An 18,416-nucleotide genomic window follows, 5' to 3' on the forward strand; every position below is an offset into this window, starting at 1 on the left:
GCAGGGACTGTCATCTGTCGGTCATCAGGAGTGCCTAGGCTGGCAAGCAGTCATGCAAGCCCACTTATGCAGCGGTTTGTGCACCTGAACAGTGCTGGTCTAGTCCAGATAGGTAACATTGATGCGTGATGAGGCAATCAAGGCGGTGACATCCATCGGGCTGGCGCTGCAAGAGCAGATCGACCACGGCCTGTTGCCGCCTGCAAGCAAGCTGCCCGCCGAGCGCAAGCTCAGCGAGTTGTTTGGTACCACTCGAATTACCGTGCGGGAAGCCTTGTTACAACTGGAGGCTCAAGGGCAGATTTATCGCGAGGAGCGTCGTGGCTGGTTTGTCTCGCCGCCTCGGCTGGCCTACAACCTGATGCAGCGCAGCCACTTTCACGCCATGGTCAACGACCAGGGGCGGGTGGCATCCACCGAAGTGATCAGTGCGCGGCTGCAGCCGGCCTCGGCCGCGGTGTGTGCGTGGTTGCAGCTGCCGGCGTTGTCCAGGGTGATCCAGATTTGCCGGGGACGGCGGATTGACGGGCGGCTGGTGTTGTATGTGGAGCACTACCTGAACCCGCAGTATTTCCCGGGGATTCTTGAGTGCGACCTGAATCAGTCGATGACCGAGTTGTATGCGCGCAAGTACGACTTGCATTACGGGCGGGTGCGCTTCGAGATCGTGCCGACCTCATTGCCTGTGGAAGCGGCGGCGGCATTGCGCGTGTCGGTGGGCAGCCCGGGCTTGCGGATCGCCCGGGTCAATTATGACCAGCACCAGCGCTTGATCGACTGCGACCTGGAATTCTGGCGGCATGATGCGATTCATGTCGGCGTCGATGTGGTGTGATCGGGGGGCTTCCTGTAGGAGCGAGCTTGCTCGCGAAAGATGTCAACGATGACGCGGGAGACCTGGCTCCCCGCAACGCCCTCAAGTTTTTCGCGAGCAAGCTCGCTCCTACAGTGAGTGCACCGTGAGTGCCTTGATCACCTGGTCCACATTGATCTCCAGCTCCGATACCGGGTCCGCGCCGTCGACGTTCAACACCAGCAGCGTTGAACCGCCTGCCGTGATGGCGGCTTTCACTGCATCACTCGGCTGGCGATGATGCAGCACCACGGCCACGTCGTTGTCCTTCAGCTCGGCACTGAGCTTCTGTAACGCCTCAGGCGTCCAATCGGCGTCGGGCCGGGCATCGGTGCTGAGCAGTTCCAGATTCAAACTGCTGATCAGATAGGCAAAGTGATCGCTCAAACTGACCACGCTCAGGTTGTCCGCCTTGGCCAGTCGCGCCTCGCTGTCGGCGCTGAGCTTGAGCAGGCGTTGCTTGAGGGCGGCCAGGTTGGCGTCGATCTTCGCCTTGGCGCCCGGTGCCAGGCGGCTCAGGTCGGTGGCCAGGACATCGGCCATGCGCCCCAGGTTGTTGCTCGATTGCCACGGCTGGCTGTTCAAGCCATCGGCGACGCCAGGTTGCACGGCGATGCCCGGCAGGCCGCCATCCACCGGGCGTGCCGCATCGATTTCGACGATGCGGATATTGCTGCGCCGTGCCACGGGGTAGAGCGGGTCATCGGCCCACAGCGAGCGCACGCCGATGGCGGCGTCGGCGTCCTGGGCCAGGCTGTTCAGTGCCGGCGCGCCACGGCCGGTGAAGTACGACACCTGCCGCGAGCCCGGCAGGTTGGCCGGCGCGGCGCGCTCGAGCTGCACGTCGGTGCCCTTGAGCAGCACCTGCGCCAGGCCATAGGTGATCGGCAGCGAGGCCAGGACTTTGACCGGTTTGGCCGCGTGAGCAGCAGGTTTGCCCACGTCGGCCGCCATCAGCGGCGTGGTGATCAGGCAAGCGATGGCCAGGGCCAGAGGTTGAAGAACGGAGCGCATTATCCAAGGTTCCCTTTAAGGCTGGGCACGGTGCCCCGCGCGACGGCGGCAAGGGCGAAAGCGATACCGGCCATCAGGATGATCGCGGCACCGGAGGGGATGGGCAGGTCGAAGATGATCGGCAACAGGATCCCGCACAGGGTGCTGACGGTGGCGATCACCACCGAGATCCAGAAGAAGCCTTTGAGCGACTGGCTCAGCAGGCGTGCCGCTGCAGCCGGGATCACCAGCAGCGCGCCCACCAGGATGGCGCCGATGACCTTGACTGCCGCCACGGTGATCAGCGTCACCAGGATCACGAACAGGTAGTCCAGGGTCTTCACCGCCACACCACGCACCGCCGCCAATTGCGGGTTGAAGCTGGCGAGCATGATGCGGTTGTACAGCGGCAGCGCGAGGGCCATCACCAGGGCGCCGACAATCGCCAGTACCAGCAAATCGTTGCCGTTGACCGTCAGCACCGAGCCGAACAGCACGTTTTCGAGGATATGCACGTTGATCTTGCCCGCCAGGATCAGCAGCAGGCTGGCGCCCAATGCCAAGGACACCGACAGGAACACGCCGATCAAGGTATCCGGCGCCAGGCCGGTGCGGTTGCGCAAGTAGTTGAGCAGGATGCCGAACAACAGGCAGTAACCGAACAGGCTGCCATAGGGCCCGGTGTAGGGCTCACCCAGCAGGATGCCCACGGCCACGCCGGTCAGTGCGGCATGGCCGACCGCTTCGGAGAAAAACGCAAAGCGCTTGACCACCACCAGTGTGCCCAGGCCGCCCAGCACCGGGCCGATCAGCAGGCCGGCGAGCAGGGCGTTGACCACAAAACCATAGGCCAGTGCCTCCGGCAGGTAACCGGACGAGGCCCAGCCCTGGACTATCAGGCGAAACGCTTCATAACTCATGGCGCCGGGCTCCGAGGATGGGTAGAGAACAGGGTCAGCAGGCGCTCCGGGGTCAGCGCCTCTTTCGGCGTGGCGTCGAACAGCAGGCGGCGGTTCAGGCCGGTGACGCGGTCGGCCAGGCGGCCCACGGCTTCCAGGTCGTGCTCGATCCACAGCACGGTGATCCCGGCCAGGCGCCAGTCATTGAGCAGGCGTTCGAACACCTGGATACCGGCCTCATCGAGGGCCGACATCGGTTCATCCAGTACCAGCAGTTGCGGCGCCGGAATCAACCCTTGGGCCAACAACACACGCTGGCGCTCACCGCCGGACAGCGCGCCCATGCGCCGCTTGCGCTTGTCCTGCATGCCGACCCGTTCCAGCGCCTCGCCAATCGCGGCGGCGTAATGTTTGGACAAACCCAGGAACGCCGGGCGCCGCTGGCACATGGCGGCCATGAAATCGTCGACCGTCATCGGCAGGCCCCGGTCGAACTCCAGCGCCTGGGGCACATAGCCGATGGTGCCGGGCGTGCCCGGCCACTGCAGGCTCAGTTGCCCCTGATGCGGTGTTTGCCCCAGCAGGGTCTTGATCAGCGAGCTTTTGCCGCCGCCATTCGGCCCCACCAGCGCATGGATGCTGCCCGGCTGCACCTGGAAGCTCACGCCGTCGAGGATCACGGTGCGGCCCAGGGTCAGGGACACCTGGTCGAAGTCGAGGGTCGGGCCGACGCTGGCGACCTTAAGTTGCTGCGCTGCGGTCATGCCCCCGACTCCTGAATCGCCCGCACCACGGTGTTGAGGTTGCCGGTCATTTCCACTTCGTATTTTTCAGCGCTGTATTCGCCGTAGGAAATATGCGACAGCGGGTACAGCTTGACCCCGGATTCACGCTGGATGGTGTCGACGTAAGTGGACGGGAAATCCATCTCCGAGAAGATCACCTTCACGTCCAGGGCGCGCAGTTCGTCGATGGTCTTCTTCAACTGGCTGGGGCTCGGCTCGATCCCGTGGGCCGGCTCGACCACGGCCGTGACTTCCAGGCCGAACTCGCGCAGCAGGTAATCGTAGGCCGCGTGCACGGTGGCGACGCGCAGGTCCGGGTTGGGTGCGCCGGTCAACTTGGCCAGGGCATCGGCACGCATCTGCCGCAGGCGTTTGCCGTAGGCGCGGGCGTTCTGGGTGTAGGTCTTGGCGTTGTCCGGGTCGAGCTTGCCCAGCTCGCGGGCGATGTTGTTGACCTGGGCAATCGACGCACTGATCGACAGGAAGGTGTGCGGGTTGACCACCTTGCCGGCACCGCGCGCGGCGTTGCCGGTGGCCGCCAGCAGCGGCACGTTGGCGTTGGCTTCGATCACCGGAATGTCCGGGCGCTCGCTGGTGGCGATCATGCGGTCGGCGAAATCGTCATGGCCGACGCCGTTGAGCACGATCACATCCAGGGTGCCGATGCGCTTGATGTCTTCGGCACGTGGCTCGTAGGCGTGGGGGTTGAAGCCGGCCGGGATCAGTGGCACCACTTCGGCCTTGTCGCCGACGATATTGGCCACGTAGCTGTAATAAGGGTGCAGGGTGATGCCGATACGCAGGCGTTTGGCCGCCTCGGCATTCGCGAGGGGAGCGAGTATCAGGCTGAACAGGCCAACCAGAAACACGCGCAACAGGGGCGATGAAATAGACATGGGCAATCGGTCTTCTCGTTCAGTGACGGTGCTGGCGGGTGACGCCGGCGTCGAATTGCGCGACCACCTGCTGCCAGCCGGCTGCGATCAGCGCCTGGTCAGTGAGGTCGGAGGGGGCGGCCAGGTGTGTGCTGCGGTTGAGCCAGATATCCGGCTCGCTGCCCTGTACGCGCATCAGCAGTGAACCGCTGGTGGTCGGCGTCTGGCTCAGTCCCAAGTAGGCCGAGTTCCCCAACAACTGCCAGCGATGGTCGCCGCGGCTGACCGAACTGGCGTCCTGGGCAAAGGGCGCGAAGCCTTCTTCGGCCAGTTGCTCGGGGGTGGGCAGGGCGCTTTGCTCCTGCTGCAGCAAGTGGATTTCATCCAGCGTGACCCGCAGGTCGGCGTAGATGCCTTGTTCGGCGGCGCTCAGGTCGCGGCGGGCATCCAGTTGATGGCGGGGCAGCGCCGCGACTGCCTGGGTTTCACCATGCAGCGCCACCACCGTACCGGCCACCGCGAGGATGATCAGGCACAGCAGCAGCACGTAGAGGGTTTCGTGGCCGGCACCGGCGGGGCGAACAACCTGTGTCGTACTCATTGAGGCTGGATATCCGCTTGGTCGATTTCCACTACGTGACCGGGGCCTGCATCAAACAGCACGTAGAACTCGGCGGACGGCTTCTTGAAGGTCAGGGTGGAGTCCTGGCCGAGCTTGCCGGGCACCAGGATGGTTTCGTCATAGCCGATCACATCCAGGGTCACGCCGGGGGCACCGCTGCCGTCGGAGAAACCGCCTTTGCACTGGATCTGCTCGCCGGGGATTTCCTTGCATTCGCACATTGGGTTGTGGGCAAGGACGGTGGTACTGAAACCGGCGCACAGCAACAGCGCGGCGCGGGACAGGCGCTTGAACGTCATGGTTTGACTCCTTGCTTGTTCAGCCAGGCAATGGTGGCAGGCGAGGCCTGGCTCAGCGGGATGGAACCCTGGTGCATGGTGCCGTCCCAGCCTTCCATGGTGACCCACAGTTCGGCATCGACGGGGGTACGTTCCGGCACGGGCAGGCCCGCACCCATGCGGTACGGGGTGCCGAAGAAGATCACCCCGGCGGCACGCAGGCTGCGCGGCTTGCCGATGCGCAGGTAGGTGGCCTTGACCTGGTCGGCGCAGGTGGCGCAGAGGGCGGCGTTGAAGAACTTCATCGGGCCGGCCGGGTCGGGGCGCGGGCCTTCATTGCGGAATTCGGCCAGCGTGAGGCTCCAGGGTCCGACCTGTACGTCCCCGGCCACCCGCTCGCCGATGCCGGTGTCGCCGCGAAACAGCGCGGCATCGGCGAAGTACTTGGGCATGAAGCCCAGCGGTACCAGCAACAGCAGGACGTTGATGTGGAAACGCCATTTCAGCCAGAAGGCCCGCAACGGCGAAGGCGGGGTAGCGTTGGCGGACTTGCTCATGGCTTGGCCTCCGAGGTTTCAGCCTGCATGGCCGGAATGGGTGCCGGCGCACGTTGTGTCTTGGCTTCGCGCTTGAGAGCGTTGAGGGTGGCCAGGGCCGTGCGCTTGGTCCAGATCAACAGGCCGCTCAAGACCATCATGCTCAGCACCAGGCCGAAGAACGCCCAGATCAGCTTGATCCAGATGCCACCGAAGTCGCCGGTGTGCAGGGGGCGCATGGATTCGGTGACGAACTCCAGCTTGGTGCGGTCGGACAGCAGGTGCGACGAGGCGATTTCACCGTCATATGGGTTGATCTGAGCGGTCTGGAACATCAGCGGGTACCAGCCCCGCCCGCCGATTTGCAGGTGGCTGTAGGCATTGAGCGGCAGGCTCACGAAGCTCGCCTCCAGCCCCGGGATACGTTGGGTGGCGATCGCGATCGCCTCATCCACGGGAATCATCGGCGCAGGCACGCCGGGGGCTGAGGTTGGGACTTTTTCGCGGGCGATCACCGGGACGATGGGCTCGCTGGAGATGGAGATCTGGTTGTCACCCAGGATTGCCTGGATCAGGAACCAAGTGCCAGTGATGGAAATCACCGCAATAAACCAGATCGACCAGATACCGCTCAGGCGGTGGAAGTCGCCCCAGAAAATCCGCGCGCCGTGGCGGATACGCAGGGTCGGCTTGAAAAAACCTTTCCAGAAGCGCTTGTACACCACCAGGCCGGTGACCAGTGAGGCCAGCAACGGCAAGCCGAGCAGCGACACCAGGTACCAGCCCCAGCTGAAGCCATTGGTAAACGGCACCAGCCACCAGCCGTGCAGGGCGCGGGTGAACTGACGGAAGTTGAACGACGGGCTGATGCCTTGGATCGCCCCGGTGTACGGATTGACGTAGACCTCTACCGAGCGCCCGTCCGGGTAGCTGAGGTCGACACTCAGCGCAAAGTGCGATTCATCCGGACGACTGAGAGACTGCACGATGACCTGGGGTTCGGCCCGCTTGATGGCGCTGATCACCTGGTCGTAGCTCAGCGGCTCGGCATCATCCGACGGCTTGCTCGCACGGATGTCCGGATTGGCCAGCCACACGATTTCCTGGCTGACCACCGCCAGGGTGCCGGTGACGCAGACAATCAGTACAAAGAACCAGATGGGCAAGGCCAGCCAGCTATGGACGAGAAACCAGAGTTTTGAGCGTGACTTCTTCGACATGTGAAAGAGGGTCTTGATCAGGGGAGGGCGAGGGAGGCCCGGAAAAGGCCAGTCGTAGCTTTTGCTGACGCGACAGGCTGTATCTAAGTTAAGACGGATGAGAATGAGAAATCCCCAAGGTGGATATGAAAGAAAATGTTTCAGGTTCACATCCAGCGGGTTTTTACGGCGTGGGGGTATTCATGAAGTGGGGTAGGAGCCGGCGAACCGGCCCCGATGCTCAGCCTTGCTTGAACATTTCCATGGCGCGCTGACGGATCTGTTCTTCGCTGAGGTCTTCCTTGCGGGTGGCGAGGTACCAAAGGTGACCGTATGGATCCTTCACGCTGCCCGAACGGTCGCCATAGAACCGGTCCTCTGGTTCGGACACCACGCTGGCGCCCGCTGCGATGGCTTGTTTGAACTGTGCGTCTACGTCGTTCACGTACAGATGCAAGGCGACACTGGTGCTTTCAGTCGGATTGCTCAGGGACATCTGATCGCAGGGCGTGCCCAGCATGATCGCCGAATCACCAATGCGCAGCTCGGCATGGCCGACCCTGCCATCGGGCATGTCCAGGCGCATGATCTGGGTGGCGCCGAAGGCTTTTTTGTAAAACTCGATAGCCTCTGAGGCTTTGTCGATGCCCATATAGGGCGTGACACTGTGATAACCCTCGGGAATGGGTTTAACGCTCATTTCGTTCTCCTTGATTGTGGTTGTGGAGGCACGGCCTCTTCACTATAGGCCACGCCCATCAAGGGCTCCGAGGGCCCCGACGAGGGGGGGCAGCCGGGCTCCAGCAATTGCGCCCCCGGCCCGCGCCCACCGAGCTGGTCATCCGGGTTGCGCAACGGGCACGCGTCCAGCGACAAGCATCCACACCCAATACAACCGGTGAGTTTGTCCCGCAGCAGCATCAGCTTATGGATGCGCTCATCGAGGTCTTCCCGCCACAGCGCGGACAACCGCTCCCAATCCTGAGCGTTGGGCGTGCGTCCTTCCGGCAACGTCTGCAACGCCTCGCCAATCGTTGCCAGTGGAATTCCCAGGCGTTGGGCGATCTTGATCACCACCACCCGGCGCAGTACATCCCGTGGATAGCGTCGTTGATTGCCGGCATTGCGATGACTCTTGATCAGCCCCTTGGTTTCGTAGAAGTGCAGGGCCGTAACAGCTACACCGCTACGGGCTGCCAGTTGGCCGACGGTGAGCTCTTTGGTAACCATAAACACTCCAATTAAGCGCTTGACCTTGACTTAACTAGAGGTTTTACCCTGCGTGGTATCGAATCACAAGATTCTGCCTACAGAGAAAGGGGAGTGTTCATGCAGGTATCAGAGAAAAATCGCAGTTTCACTCAACTGATCGAGTTTCATATCGAACCCCAGCAACAAGTGGCGCTGGTGGCGGCCTTGTCCACCCAAAGTGAACGCCTGGCCCAGGGCCATGGCGGCTTTATCAACGCGAGTGTGCAGGTCAGCGAAGACGGGCGGCGGGTGCTCAATTACCTGCAATGGCGCTCCCGCGAGGACGGCGAAGCGGCGTTCCAATGCTTTGAGCACGGCGAGGAAGATTTCTGGACGCTGATTCGCGCCCACCAGGCCACGGCCGTGACCTTCGGTTCGTTCCAGGTACTGCGCAGTTTCGAGCGCAGCCATGACAACGCGTTGCACTGTCGCCTAAATGGATAGGTGCAGCATGCGCTCGCCCTGCATGTTTTCCCCCGGCCGGCGCTTGTTCACCGCCAACTCGCCGATCTTGATCAGGCGCGTGCGCGTGACGTTGCGGCTCAGGCCCAGCAAGTTGGCGGTGTGCACCTGGTTGTAATGGCTGAAGCGGTAGGCGGCGCGCAATAGCGCGTCTTCGACCTTTTCGTGCAGGGCGCCGGCCTGTTCTTCGAAGAGCTTTTGAAACGCGCGCTCCAGCAAGGCCTCGGCGCTGTTGTCGGTGCCGTGCTGACTGTCGTCCTGGCGCTCGATGCGCATGTTCGACAGGCGCAGGTCGTCGCGTTCGATCACGCCGTTACGGCAGATCAGCAGGGTGTGGTGAATCACGTTTTCCAGCTCGCGGATGTTGCCCGGCCAGCTGTAGCTCTTTAGCTTGTGTTCGGCCTCGCGGCTGATGGTGATCGGGCCGTAGCCCAGGCGTTGGCTGTAGGCTTCGATAAAATGCCGGGTCAGCGGCAGGATATCGCCGGGGCGCTCGCGCAGGGGGCTGAGCTCGAGGCTGACAACGTCGAGGCGATAGTAGAGGTCTTCGCGGAAATGCCCGGCGTTGATGGCCTTTTCCAGTTGCACGTTGGTGGCGGCCAGTACGCGCACATCGATCGGAATGCTCTTACGCGACCCCAGGCGCACCACTTCGCGTTCCTGTAGGACGCGCAGCAGCTTGACCTGGATGGGCATCGGCAAATCGCCGATTTCATCGAGGAACAAGGTGCCACCATCTGCCTCTTCGAACCAGCCGGCCTTGGCGCTGAGGGCGCCGGTAAACGCGCCTTTTTCATGGCCGAACAGCTCGGCTTCCACCAGGGACTCGGAGAACGCGCCGCAGTTAACCGCCACGAACGGCCGGTTGCGCCGCGCGCTGAGGTTGTGGATGTGGCGCGCCACCAGCTCTTTACCGGTACCGGTCTCGCCGATGATCAGCACGCTGGCTTCGCTGGGCGCCACTTGCTGGATATGGTCGAGCAGCGCCCTGGATTTCGGGTCTTCGAAGACCTGGGCCGTGGCGCGGATCGACGTCGCAAGGGCGGGCGAGGGCGGTAAGGTTAGAAGCTGCATGGGCACCTCTTTTTATGAGTAAAACGTCGGAATCGGCAGGGATTGGTTCAACGCCCAGTCCCCCAGTTCGTGGAGCTTGTAATCCACCGGGTCGTGCAGGGTTTGTGTGCGCAGGTTGCGCCAATGACGATCCAGGCGCAGGGATGCGTGGGTGGAGCGCGCGCCGGTGACTTCAAACAGGCGGCTGCACAGGTCCAGGCCTTGGCGGGTGGCGGCGACCTTGGCGGTCGCAATGGCAATCGCCAGTTGACCGCGTTCGTTTTCGCTGAGGTTGGGGCCTTTTGCCCATGCCTGGTCGAGCAGCTCGGCAGCGCGTTCCACCAACAGGCGCACACCCTCCAGGGCCACCCAGAATTCGCCGTAGTGATGCAGTACGTAAGGGTCCTGGCGCACGTCTTCGGTTGAGGACTTGTGCCAGGAACGGGTCTCGGTGAGCGTGTAGTTGCGCGCTTCTTCGAAGGCACCTTCGGCGATGCCGAGGAACATATGGGTGAAGGTCAACTGGGCGATCAGCGGGCGCAGGCAGGCAAAAGGCGTGCTCAGCGGGCCCGGGTCGAGCAGCAATTCCGACTCCTCGACGCGCACCCGTTCGAAGCTGGCGCTGCCGCTGTCGGTCTGGCGCTGGCCGATATTGTTCCAGTCGTTGTGCAGGGTGATGCCGCTGCGCCCGCTGGGGATGGCGGCGATCAGCAGCTTGCCGCCGGCGCTTTCATCCACCGCCGAGGCAATCAGCATTTCCGAGTCGCTGGCGCCGGAGCAGAAGCTCTTTTTGCCGGAGAACTCGCGCCAGCCGCCGAAGTCCTTGACCACGGTGCGTGTGTCCAATGGGTTGAGGGCATTGCCCCAGAACCAGTTTTTGCGCGCGGTCTGTTCGAACCAGGGTTGCCATTGGTCCGGCCGCGAGAACAGGCGCACGGTGGCGAGCATCAGGTGGTGGAAGCCGAAGACGTGGGCAATGGAGCTGTCGACCTTGGCGAACTCGCGCACGATGGCCAGGGTGTCACTCCAGCGGGCGCCGAGGCCGCCGTATTGGGTGGGAATGCTCAGGGCCAGCAGGCCGCTTTGGCGCAGGGCGTCACGTTCGGTCTTGGGGGTGCCACCGCGCTCGTCGCGTTCGACGGCGGTGAGGGCGAATTCGGCGGCCAGCAGTCTGGCGGTCTGCAACGGTGATGGCAGGACGCTGTGGGGTTTGGCTGTCACGGGGTTTCCTCTTTATAAGCGGGAACGACCAATGCCGCTCCCGCCGCTGCGCCGATCAGGCCTTGGCTGGCAGAACATCGTTGGCAATCATTTCGCCGAACGGGCCAGTGAGGTTGGTGATGCCGCGTCCGGCCAGGCTGGCATAGGGTTCCGGCAGCAGCGGGAACACCAGCTCGGCAAAGCGATAGGCTTCTTCCAGGTGCGGGTAGCCGGAGAAGATGAAGCTTTCGATGCCCAGGTCGCCGTATTCCTTGATGCGCTCGGCTACTTGCCGGGGGTTGCCCACCAGCGCGGTACCGGCACCGCCGCGTACCAGGCCGACACCGGCCCACAGGTTGGGGGCGATTTCCAGGTTGTCGCGGCGCCCGTCATGCAAGGCCGCCATGCGGCGCTGGCCTTCGGAATCAAAGCGCGAGAAGGATTTTTGTGCGGCGGCGATAGTTTCGTCGCTGATGTGCTCGATCAGCTTGTCGGCGGCTTTCCACGCGTCCTCTTCGGTCTCGCGCACGATCACGTGCAGACGAATGCCGAACTTCACCGTACGCCCGTGGCGGGCTGCGCGCTCACGTACATCTGCGAGTTTTTCGGCGACGGCGGCGGGCGGTTCGCCCCAGGTCAGGTACACATCCACCTGTTCGGCGGCGAGGTCGTGGGCGGCATCCGAGGAACCGCCGAAATATAACGGTGGATAAGGCTTTTGCACCGGTGGGTAAAGCGCCTTGGCGTTCTGCACTCGCAGGTGTTTGCCTTCGAAGTCCACTGATTCGCCCTGCAATACGCGGCGCCAAATTTGCAGGAATTCGTCGGAGACTTCGTAGCGTTCGCTGTGGTCGAGGAAGCTGCCGTCGCCGCGGTTCTCGTCGGGATCACCGCCGGTGACCACATTGATCAGCAGGCGACCGTTGGACAGGCGATCCAGGGTCGCCGCCATACGCGCAGAAACGGTCGGCGAGATGATACCCGGGCGAATCGCCACCAGATAACGCAGGCGCTCGGTCAGCGGCACCAGTGCCGAGGCGATGACCCAGGAGTCTTCGCACGAGCGGCCGGTAGGAATTAACACGCCGTGGTAACCCAGGCTGTCAGCCGCCTGCGCGACTTGCTTCAGATAATTGAGGGTGACCGGCCGTGCACCTTGGGTGGTGCCCAGGTAATGACCGTCGCCATGTGTTGGCAGAAACCAGAAAACATCCATGACCAATCCTTAAGCGATTTTCAGCAGAGAGGGGGAGTGCGCTGCAAACAACGGCGCTGCGCGTTCTGCCGCAAGGCGTATACGGCCCTTCAAGGGCTCACTGGTTATTTGGTAATCGGTGAAGTCGGCCTCGGTGGCGTACACCCCGATCGGCAGGGTCAGGGCCTGGAAGAAGCTGAACAGCGGACGCAGTTGGTGATCGAGAACCAGCGCGTGGCGCTCGCTGCCGCCGGTGGCTGCGAGTAATACCGGTGTGTCGATCAGGGCGTTGAGGCCAACCAGGTCAAACAGATGCTTGAGCAGGCCAGGGTAGGAACCGCGATAGACCGGTGCGGCGACGATCAGCAGGTCGGCCTGTTCGATGGCCACCAGTTGGGCTTCGACCTCGGCGGGCAACTCATCCCGTGACAGCGCACCACCGAGTGGCCGGGCAATGTCGCCCAGCTCGATCAGGGTGGTCTGGATCGGCAGCAAGGTCGCCAATTCAGCCAGTACGGCTTGGGTCAGCACGAGGGTGCGGGACGGGCGCCAGGTTCCGCCGGAGAGGGCAACGACATTCAGGGGACGGGTCATGAACAGTTCCTTTATCAACAGTGGTTCATAGCAGGTGGAGTGCAACCTGTTGAGCAAGAGCTGTACCAACGGGTGCAGGCCTTGATTGGCGTGGGTTGCAGGTTCACTGCTGAAAAATGCTGCTGTTGTCTGACTGGTGATTTGTTGAATGGCTGTTGCCTGGCAAACAGTTGCGTGGCGAACAGCGCAGGTTCTATGCAAGTCATTTATAGAGGGATACAGTTATTCCGTAAATGAACGTATTTCCATATTTATAGACCATAAAGAAATATAACGTTTCCTATCGAGGGTGCCTTGGTGGTCGATAGCGACTATCACGGACGGTGATTTTTCACTGCGCAACGGCGGGAGTAGCCTGTGTTCATTGACTTGAAACCTTCTTTGCAGGGCTACCCCATGAACCGATTTCTCGCTGTTTGCTTAGTGATTGTCAGCGCCGTACTCGCCGGCTGTGCGAGCCATCCATCGCCAGAATTGCGTCCCTACACGGCCGAAGAGAGCAAGCAACTGGCCCTGGAAGCGCTGAGCCGTCGTGGCTTGTCGTTTGATGAATATCAACAGCAGCGCGCCGCACTGACCGGCCAGCCACAGAAGCCCTTCGGATTTGATCGCCAGGGCGAAATGAACGCCGAGCGCAACGTGGTTTTGCATGGTCGTCCCAGTTGAGTCGGCACTGCACAGCAAAAAGCCCGAGGCTTCCCTTGAAGGAACCTCGGGCTTTTTGTTTGCCATGGCACGACTTCAGCCTGTTAAGCTGAATTTCAGGAGCGTTCCTACGCACATTTACTTAAAGTTGTCCTTCTTTAATGGCATTCGATCCGGTAAACCTGACGACCTCTGTTCCGGCCGATGCCCCTGAGACGCTGCTCTCGGGAACCTGCTCTGCGAGTCTTGACTGTCATGAATAAACGTCCGCTGTATTTCGACTACGCCGCTACCACCCCGGTGGACGAACGCGTCATCCAGGTGATGGTCGAATGTCTTGGCTTCAATGCCAATTTCGGTAACCCCGCGTCCAGTTCCCATGCGTTCGGCCAAGCGGCCCGGCAAACGGTTGAACAGGCGCGTCGCCAGGTGGCCGAGCTGGTCGGCGCACAACCTGAGCAGATCGTCTGGACCTCCGGTGCTACTGAGTCCAACAACCTCGCGATCAAGGGCGTTGCCCAGGCGCGTGGCGTGGCGGGCGGGCATATCATCACCAGCCAGATTGAACACAAGGCCACGCTGGACACCGCGCGGCAGCTTCAGGAAGCCGGTGTGGCCGTGACTTACCTGGTGCCGGACGCCGACGGATTGATCCGCGCCGAGGCCGTCAGCGAAGCATTGCGTGAGGACACCTTTCTGGTATCGCTGATGCTGGTGAATAACGAACTGGGCACCCTCAATGACATCCCCGCCATCGGCGCACGTGTGCGTGAGCATGGCGCGTTGTTGCATGTCGACGCGGCGCAGGGCGCGGGCAAGGTGGCGATCGACCTGGCGCAGTGGCCGGTGGATTTGATGTCGTTTTCCGCGCACAAGCTGTATGGCCCCAAGGGTATTGGCGCGCTGTATGTCGGACCCCAGGCGCAACAGAAAGTGTCGGCACAGATTCACGGCGGCGGTCACGAGGGTGGCTTGCGCTCCGGTACCCTGGCCACCCATCAGATTGCAGGCATGGGCGCGGCGTTCGCCCTGGCGGCGGCGTCTTTTGCGCAGGAGAAGGCTGTCATTATGACCTTGCGTCAGCGCCTGCTGGAGCAGTTGGATACGCTCGGTGGCGTGCGCCTCAATGGCAGCCCTGCGCAGCGCATTCCTCACACCCTCAGCCTTACGTTCAGCGAAGGTGAATTCGACGCTGTTGCGTTGAGCGCGGGCATCGCCTTTTCGGCGACCTCGGCGTGCAACTCCGCCAGCAATGCGCCTTCCCACGTGCTGCTTGCGTTGGGCCTTGACGCACGTTCTGCCGGCCGCACCATACGTTTGAGCCTGGGCCGGTTTACCACCGAGCAGGACATCGACCAGGCCGTGCAATTGATCAAGGCCGCACTGGCCAGCGCACCGGCGTTCTGGGCCGTCTGATTTTCACATAACAATTATTAGTGGTTAGCAGGAGACACAATGAGTACGCAGCCCTTGACCCATGGAACGGTTCCCCAGCGCCTGGCGCATACCCGCGAACTGATGCGCCGCGAGGGCATTCACGCCCTGCTGGTGCCGTCGGCTGATCCGCATTTGTCCGAATACCTGCCGGGTTACTGGCAGGGGCGCCAATGGTTGTCGGGGTTCCATGGTTCGGTAGGCACGCTGATTGTCACTGCGGATTTCGCCGGTGTCTGGGCCGATAGCCGTTACTGGGAACAGGCGACCAAGGAGCTCAAGGGCAGTGGCATTGAGTTGGTCAAGCTGCAACCGGGTCAGCCCGGGCCGCTGGAGTGGCTGGCCGAGCAGACGCCGGAAGGCGGTGTGGTGGCGGTGGACGGTGCGGTGATGGCTGTCGCGTCGGCGCGCACCTTGGGCGCCAGGCTGGCAGAGCGCGGCGCGCGCCTGCGGACCGATATCGACGTACTCGATGCAGTTTGGAAAGACCGTCCGAGCCTGCCGAGCCAGCCGATCTATCCGCATCTGCCACCGCAAGCGACCGTGAGCCGTGGCGATAAACTTGCCGCACTGCGCGCGAGTTTGAAAGAGAAGGGCGCCGACTGGCACTTCATCGCCACCCTGGATGACATCGCCTGGCTGTTCAACCTGCGCGGTGGCGATGTTTCGTTTAATCCGGTGTTTGTTTCGTTTGCGTTGATCAATCAACAACAGGCCACGTTGTTTGTGGCGCTGAGTAAAGTCGACGCTGACCTGCGTGCGGTGCTTGCGCAGGATGGTGTGACGTTGCGCGACTACAGCGACGTGGCGGATGCACTGCGTGCGGTGCCATCGGGCGCCAGCATGCAGGTTGACCCGGCCCGCGTTACTGCCGGTCTGCTGGAAAACCTGGATGCCGGCGTCAAGCTGATCGAAGGGCTGAACCCGACCACGCTGGCCAAATCCCGCAAGAGTCTGGCGGACGCGGAGCACATCCGCCGCGCCATGGAACAGGACGGCGCGGCGCTGTGTGAATTCTTCGCCTGGCTGGACAGTGCGCTCGGTCGTGAACGCATCACTGAATTGACCATCGATGAACACCTGACGGCTGCGCGCACCCGTCGCCCCGATTATGTGTCGCTGAGTTTCAATACCATCGCGGCATTCAATGCCAACGGGGCCATGCCGCATTACCACGCTACCGAAGAAGAACATGCGGTGATCGAAGGCGATGGCTTGCTGCTGATCGATTCGGGTGGCCAGTATTTGGGCGGCACTACGGATATCACGCGGATGGTGCCTATCGGTACGCCGAGTGACGAACAGAAACGTGACTGCACCCGTGTGCTGAAGGGCGTGATTGCCCTGTCCCGTGCGCATTTCCCCAAGGGGATTTTGTCGCCGCTGCTGGATTCCATTGCCCGCGCGCCGATCTGGGCTGAAGGCGTGGACTACGGCCACGGTACCGGGCACGGCGTAGGTTATTTCCTCAATGTGCATGAGGGCCCACAAGTGATTGCCTACCAGGCCGCCACTGCGCCGCAAACCGCGATGCAGCCAGGGATGATCACCTCCATCGAGCCGGGCACCTACCGCCCTGGCCGCTGGGGTGTGCGTATCGAGAACCTGGTATTGAACCGCGAGGCAGGCAAGACCGAGTTTGGTGAGTTCCTCTCGTTTGAAACCCTGACCTTGTGCCCGATCGACACCCGTTGCCTGGAGCCGTCGCTGCTCACCGCGGATGAGCGCGAGTGGTTCAATGCGTACCACGCCGAGGTGCGTGAACGCCTGAGCCCGCTGCTCAGCGGTGCTGCGTTGGCGTGGTTGCATGTGCGCACGACGGCTATTTGACCTGGTGCAAAATCAGGAGCTGCAATAATTCAGTTGCAGCGCCGCGAAGGGGCGGCGTTGTATCAGGCATGTGTATGAGCAGTCGCTGGTGACTGCTCGGAGCAGATCACTTGCAGATGACGATCATGCTGCGGCTGGTATAGCCGGCAGGGTTTAGGCCGAAGGGGTAATCCCCTGGCTCCTCGGAATTGTCACCGGACTTGGCGATAACCCGGTAGCCCTTGGCGCCACAAGAGTTGGTTGCACTGGTGTAGCACTGGTCCCAGGAAGAAGACAGGCCGGAACAGTTGATATGCAGCCCTTTTTTGCCGCGTTTTACTTCTGTCTTGGTAGTCGCGGCACAGCCAGCAATAGCCACGACCATTAACAGTATCAAAATTCGCTTCATTCCTATCCTTAATAGCCACTTCATAATGCTTGAAGCCGGCTCTACTCGCTCTCGAGTGTAGCGTTCGTGCTGTCCTTGTCGAAAAACTCCATGAATGACATTCGTTTGCAGTTTAAACATGGCCTAAATACGCAGCAAATACCAGAGCAACTTTCACTGATGATTCAATCCGCCGGAACCAGCGGCTTGGAGTCATTGCGCATCGTCAGTGTCGCGCCTACCGAGGCCATGATAATGCAACTTATGGCCAGCCATTGCGGTAGGGATAGGTGCTCCTGCAGGAAGAAAAGTCCTGAGAGTGCGCCGAAAGCAGGCTCAATGCTCATCAGTGTTCCGAAGGTGCGGGCGGGGAGGCGCGTCAGCGCTACCATCTCCAGGGTGTAGGGAAGTGCCGTTGACAGGATCGCGACACCGATGGCGACCGGAATCAATGCCGGGGTCAGTAAGGCGGTGCCGGCATGGACGATACCGATGGGCGCCACAAACAGGGCAGCGATCATTACGCCGAGGGCGGCGGTCTGGACGCCGTTGTCGTTGCCTGCTTTCTGTCCGAACAGAATGTAGAGTGCCCAGCAAGCCCCCGCCCCCAAAGCATAGGTCGCGCCGACCAGGTCGATTCCGCTGCTGGCTTCCCCCATGGGAATCAACAGGAGCAGGCCGATGATCGCCAGTGCTATCCACAGGAAGTCTACCGCTCGGCGCGACGCGTAGATCGCGACGGCGAGCGGTCCGGTGAATTCCAGGGCTACGGCAATGCCCAAGGGAACGCTGCGCAAGGACATATAGAAGAGGAAATTCATGCCGCCCAAGGCCATGCCGTAAACGACCACGGTGCGCAGGGATTTTGCGGTCAGCTTGGCGCGCCATGGTCGGAGGATGAGCAACATGATTACGCTGGCGAAGATCAGGCGCAGGGTTGTGGTGCCCTGGGCGCCGACAATCGGGAACATGCTCTTGGCCAGTGAGGCTCCGGACTGGATGGAGGCCATGGCGATCAACAGCAGGCCGACAGGAAACAATGCCGAGGCCAAGCTGCGGGGGGAGGTGGTCATTGGGGCGTTCGTCCGAGGTCATAGTCGAGAATCAGGGGCCGCTATGATGCTTAATCGTTCGGCTTTGAGCAATATATTGCTCAATTCGACAGCGAGACCTTCTCTATATAGAGGGATTTGAAGGTTGGCAGGCACTTTGATAGAAAAACCAAATTAAGTGTTGACGGCAGATCCTGGAAGTCTATAATTCGCCCCACTTCCGGCGCAGTCGAAACGCAAAACTCCTTGGTAAACAAAGAGTTATGCAGAATAAGGCAGCGGATTGCTTCAGT

General features: G+C 61.8%; 21 protein-coding genes and 2 pseudogenes. 6 read left to right on the forward strand and 17 right to left on the reverse strand.

Going from position 1 to position 18,416, the window contains the following annotated elements; genetic code table 11:
* The first annotated feature begins 121 nt into the window (after window positions 1-121).
* Together BFP99_RS11555 and BFP99_RS34075 are read left to right on the forward strand one after the other, a co-directional pair.
* Window positions 122-835, forward strand: a complete 714-nt coding sequence (locus BFP99_RS11555) for a UTRA domain-containing protein (RefSeq protein ID WP_065924533.1) — start codon at window positions 122-124, stop codon at window positions 833-835.
* Window positions 832-951 (forward strand): annotated as a pseudogene (locus BFP99_RS34075) (outer membrane lipoprotein carrier protein LolA); the annotation flags it as partial. The gene BFP99_RS11555 and the pseudogene BFP99_RS34075, both read left to right, overlap by 4 nt.
* Here the strand turns inward: BFP99_RS34075 and BFP99_RS11560 are convergent.
* The 10 genes and pseudogenes from BFP99_RS11560 to soxR all read right to left on the reverse strand — a co-directional run.
* On the reverse strand, window positions 944-1,867 hold the full coding sequence (locus tag BFP99_RS11560) for a metal ABC transporter solute-binding protein, Zn/Mn family (RefSeq protein WP_065947289.1): 924 nt from the start codon (window positions 1,865-1,867) through the stop codon (window positions 944-946). The pseudogene BFP99_RS34075 and the gene BFP99_RS11560 sit on opposite strands and share 8 nt — an antisense overlap.
* Window positions 1,867-2,766 (reverse strand): metal ABC transporter permease, encoded by a 900-nt coding sequence (locus BFP99_RS11565; RefSeq protein ID WP_065947290.1) that lies wholly within the window; start codon window positions 2,764-2,766, stop codon window positions 1,867-1,869. The genes BFP99_RS11560 and BFP99_RS11565 overlap by 1 nt, the downstream gene beginning before the upstream one ends.
* A complete protein-coding gene (locus BFP99_RS11570) occupies window positions 2,763-3,509 on the reverse strand; it encodes a metal ABC transporter ATP-binding protein (RefSeq protein ID WP_027607122.1) in 747 nt (248 codons plus the stop codon). The genes BFP99_RS11565 and BFP99_RS11570 overlap by 4 nt, the downstream gene beginning before the upstream one ends.
* Window positions 3,506-4,426, reverse strand: coding sequence for a metal ABC transporter substrate-binding protein (locus BFP99_RS11575; protein ID WP_065924535.1), 921 nt, complete (start codon window positions 4,424-4,426; stop codon window positions 3,506-3,508). The genes BFP99_RS11570 and BFP99_RS11575 overlap by 4 nt, the downstream gene beginning before the upstream one ends.
* Before the next feature lie 19 nt (window positions 4,427-4,445).
* Window positions 4,446-5,006, reverse strand: a complete 561-nt coding sequence (locus tag BFP99_RS11580) for a DUF6162 family protein (RefSeq protein ID WP_065924536.1) — start codon at window positions 5,004-5,006, stop codon at window positions 4,446-4,448.
* Window positions 5,003-5,326, reverse strand: coding sequence for a hypothetical protein (locus tag BFP99_RS11585; protein ID WP_065924537.1), 324 nt, complete (start codon window positions 5,324-5,326; stop codon window positions 5,003-5,005). Before BFP99_RS11585 ends, BFP99_RS11580 begins: the two co-directional genes overlap by 4 nt.
* Window positions 5,323-5,862 (reverse strand): hypothetical protein, encoded by a 540-nt coding sequence (locus BFP99_RS11590; protein WP_027607126.1) that lies wholly within the window; start codon window positions 5,860-5,862, stop codon window positions 5,323-5,325. The genes BFP99_RS11585 and BFP99_RS11590 overlap by 4 nt, the downstream gene beginning before the upstream one ends.
* Window positions 5,859-7,061: a PepSY-associated TM helix domain-containing protein gene (locus tag BFP99_RS11595; protein WP_065924538.1), complete on the reverse strand. Its 1,203-nt coding sequence runs from the start codon at window positions 7,059-7,061 to the stop codon at window positions 5,859-5,861. Before BFP99_RS11595 ends, BFP99_RS11590 begins: the two co-directional genes overlap by 4 nt.
* Before the next feature lie 220 nt (window positions 7,062-7,281).
* On the reverse strand, window positions 7,282-7,740 hold the full coding sequence (locus BFP99_RS11600) for a VOC family protein (protein ID WP_065924539.1): 459 nt from the start codon (window positions 7,738-7,740) through the stop codon (window positions 7,282-7,284).
* Between the two features lie 95 nt (window positions 7,741-7,835).
* Window positions 7,836-8,270, reverse strand: a pseudogene (gene soxR, locus BFP99_RS11605) (redox-sensitive transcriptional activator SoxR); the annotation flags it as partial.
* 99 nt (window positions 8,271-8,369) lie between these two features.
* On the opposite strand from soxR, the gene BFP99_RS11610 reads away from it, so the two are divergent.
* Window positions 8,370-8,735, forward strand: a complete 366-nt coding sequence (locus BFP99_RS11610; protein ID WP_065924540.1) for an antibiotic biosynthesis monooxygenase — start codon at window positions 8,370-8,372, stop codon at window positions 8,733-8,735.
* On the opposite strand, the gene BFP99_RS11615 is transcribed toward BFP99_RS11610, so the two are convergent.
* From BFP99_RS11615 to msuE, 4 genes are read right to left on the reverse strand one after another with little or no spacing between them, the layout of a single operon-like run.
* On the reverse strand, window positions 8,724-9,827 hold the full coding sequence (locus BFP99_RS11615) for a sigma-54 interaction domain-containing protein (RefSeq protein WP_065947291.1): 1,104 nt from the start codon (window positions 9,825-9,827) through the stop codon (window positions 8,724-8,726). The genes BFP99_RS11610 and BFP99_RS11615 overlap by 12 nt on opposite strands.
* Before the next feature lie 12 nt (window positions 9,828-9,839).
* The gene (locus tag BFP99_RS11620) at window positions 9,840-11,027 is read right to left on the reverse strand and encodes an acyl-CoA dehydrogenase family protein (RefSeq protein WP_065924542.1); all 1,188 of its coding nucleotides are present in this window, start codon (window positions 11,025-11,027) and stop codon (window positions 9,840-9,842) included.
* A gap of 55 nt (window positions 11,028-11,082) precedes the next feature.
* Entirely contained in the window at window positions 11,083-12,222 is a 1,140-nt protein-coding gene (gene ssuD / locus BFP99_RS11625) for an FMNH2-dependent alkanesulfonate monooxygenase (RefSeq protein WP_065924543.1), read from the reverse strand.
* A gap of 9 nt (window positions 12,223-12,231) precedes the next feature.
* Window positions 12,232-12,795, reverse strand: a complete 564-nt coding sequence (msuE, locus tag BFP99_RS11630; protein ID WP_027607134.1) for an FMN reductase — start codon at window positions 12,793-12,795, stop codon at window positions 12,232-12,234.
* A 396-nt stretch (window positions 12,796-13,191) separates the two neighbouring features.
* Here msuE and BFP99_RS11635 point away from each other — a divergent pair, with 396 nt between their 5' ends.
* From BFP99_RS11635 to BFP99_RS11645, 3 genes are all read left to right on the forward strand, one after another.
* A complete protein-coding gene (locus BFP99_RS11635; protein ID WP_065924558.1) occupies window positions 13,192-13,461 on the forward strand; it encodes a hypothetical protein in 270 nt (89 codons plus the stop codon).
* Window positions 13,462-13,695: 234 nt separating this feature from the next.
* Complete coding sequence (locus BFP99_RS11640) at window positions 13,696-14,856, forward strand: cysteine desulfurase family protein (protein ID WP_065947292.1); 1,161 nt, start codon at window positions 13,696-13,698, stop codon at window positions 14,854-14,856.
* A gap of 39 nt (window positions 14,857-14,895) precedes the next feature.
* On the forward strand, window positions 14,896-16,704 hold the full coding sequence (locus BFP99_RS11645; RefSeq protein ID WP_065947293.1) for an aminopeptidase P family protein: 1,809 nt from the start codon (window positions 14,896-14,898) through the stop codon (window positions 16,702-16,704).
* 106 nt (window positions 16,705-16,810) lie between these two features.
* Here the strand turns inward: BFP99_RS11645 and BFP99_RS11650 are convergent, their stop codons facing one another.
* The 3 genes from BFP99_RS11650 to BFP99_RS33420 all read right to left on the reverse strand — a co-directional run.
* The gene (locus BFP99_RS11650; RefSeq protein ID WP_027607138.1) at window positions 16,811-17,092 is read right to left on the reverse strand and encodes a hypothetical protein; all 282 of its coding nucleotides are present in this window, start codon (window positions 17,090-17,092) and stop codon (window positions 16,811-16,813) included.
* Between the two features lie 164 nt (window positions 17,093-17,256).
* Entirely contained in the window at window positions 17,257-18,144 is an 888-nt protein-coding gene (rhtA, locus tag BFP99_RS11655; RefSeq protein WP_065947294.1) for a threonine/homoserine exporter RhtA, read from the reverse strand.
* Between the two features lie 80 nt (window positions 18,145-18,224).
* The coding region (locus tag BFP99_RS33420; RefSeq protein ID WP_218064735.1) for a hypothetical protein at window positions 18,225-18,416 on the reverse strand (192 nt) is incomplete at its 5' end.

Origin of the sequence: Pseudomonas sp. 1 R 17 (assembly GCF_900067035.1) — a bacterium.
Classification (GTDB): domain Bacteria; phylum Pseudomonadota; class Gammaproteobacteria; order Pseudomonadales; family Pseudomonadaceae; genus Aquipseudomonas; species Aquipseudomonas marginalis.

Bases quoted from the DNA above. Each gene is read 5' to 3' on its own strand.
- BFP99_RS11555 (WP_065924533.1), top strand. From the start codon at position 122: ATGCGTGATGAGGCAATCAAGGCGGTGACATCCATCGGGCTGGCGCTG.
- BFP99_RS11560 (WP_065947289.1), bottom strand. From the start codon at position 1,867: ATGCGCTCCGTTCTTCAACCTCTGGCCCTGGCCATCGCTTGCCTGATC.
- BFP99_RS11565 (WP_065947290.1), bottom strand. From the start codon at position 2,766: ATGAGTTATGAAGCGTTTCGCCTGATAGTCCAGGGCTGGGCCTCGTCC.
- BFP99_RS11570 (WP_027607122.1), bottom strand. From the start codon at position 3,509: ATGACCGCAGCGCAGCAACTTAAGGTCGCCAGCGTCGGCCCGACCCTC.
- BFP99_RS11575 (WP_065924535.1), bottom strand. From the start codon at position 4,426: ATGTCTATTTCATCGCCCCTGTTGCGCGTGTTTCTGGTTGGCCTGTTC.
- BFP99_RS11580 (WP_065924536.1), bottom strand. From the start codon at position 5,006: ATGAGTACGACACAGGTTGTTCGCCCCGCCGGTGCCGGCCACGAAACC.
- BFP99_RS11585 (WP_065924537.1), bottom strand. From the start codon at position 5,326: ATGACGTTCAAGCGCCTGTCCCGCGCCGCGCTGTTGCTGTGCGCCGGT.
- BFP99_RS11590 (WP_027607126.1), bottom strand. From the start codon at position 5,862: ATGAGCAAGTCCGCCAACGCTACCCCGCCTTCGCCGTTGCGGGCCTTC.
- BFP99_RS11595 (WP_065924538.1), bottom strand. From the start codon at position 7,061: ATGTCGAAGAAGTCACGCTCAAAACTCTGGTTTCTCGTCCATAGCTGG.
- BFP99_RS11600 (WP_065924539.1), bottom strand. From the start codon at position 7,740: ATGAGCGTTAAACCCATTCCCGAGGGTTATCACAGTGTCACGCCCTAT.
- BFP99_RS11610 (WP_065924540.1), top strand. From the start codon at position 8,370: ATGCAGGTATCAGAGAAAAATCGCAGTTTCACTCAACTGATCGAGTTT.
- BFP99_RS11615 (WP_065947291.1), bottom strand. From the start codon at position 9,827: ATGCAGCTTCTAACCTTACCGCCCTCGCCCGCCCTTGCGACGTCGATC.
- ssuD (WP_065924543.1), bottom strand. From the start codon at position 12,222: ATGGATGTTTTCTGGTTTCTGCCAACACATGGCGACGGTCATTACCTG.
- msuE (WP_027607134.1), bottom strand. From the start codon at position 12,795: ATGACCCGTCCCCTGAATGTCGTTGCCCTCTCCGGCGGAACCTGGCGC.
- BFP99_RS11635 (WP_065924558.1), top strand. From the start codon at position 13,192: ATGAACCGATTTCTCGCTGTTTGCTTAGTGATTGTCAGCGCCGTACTC.
- BFP99_RS11640 (WP_065947292.1), top strand. From the start codon at position 13,696: ATGAATAAACGTCCGCTGTATTTCGACTACGCCGCTACCACCCCGGTG.
- BFP99_RS11645 (WP_065947293.1), top strand. From the start codon at position 14,896: ATGAGTACGCAGCCCTTGACCCATGGAACGGTTCCCCAGCGCCTGGCG.
- BFP99_RS11650 (WP_027607138.1), bottom strand. From the start codon at position 17,092: ATGAAGCGAATTTTGATACTGTTAATGGTCGTGGCTATTGCTGGCTGT.
- rhtA (WP_065947294.1), bottom strand. From the start codon at position 18,144: ATGACCACCTCCCCCCGCAGCTTGGCCTCGGCATTGTTTCCTGTCGGC.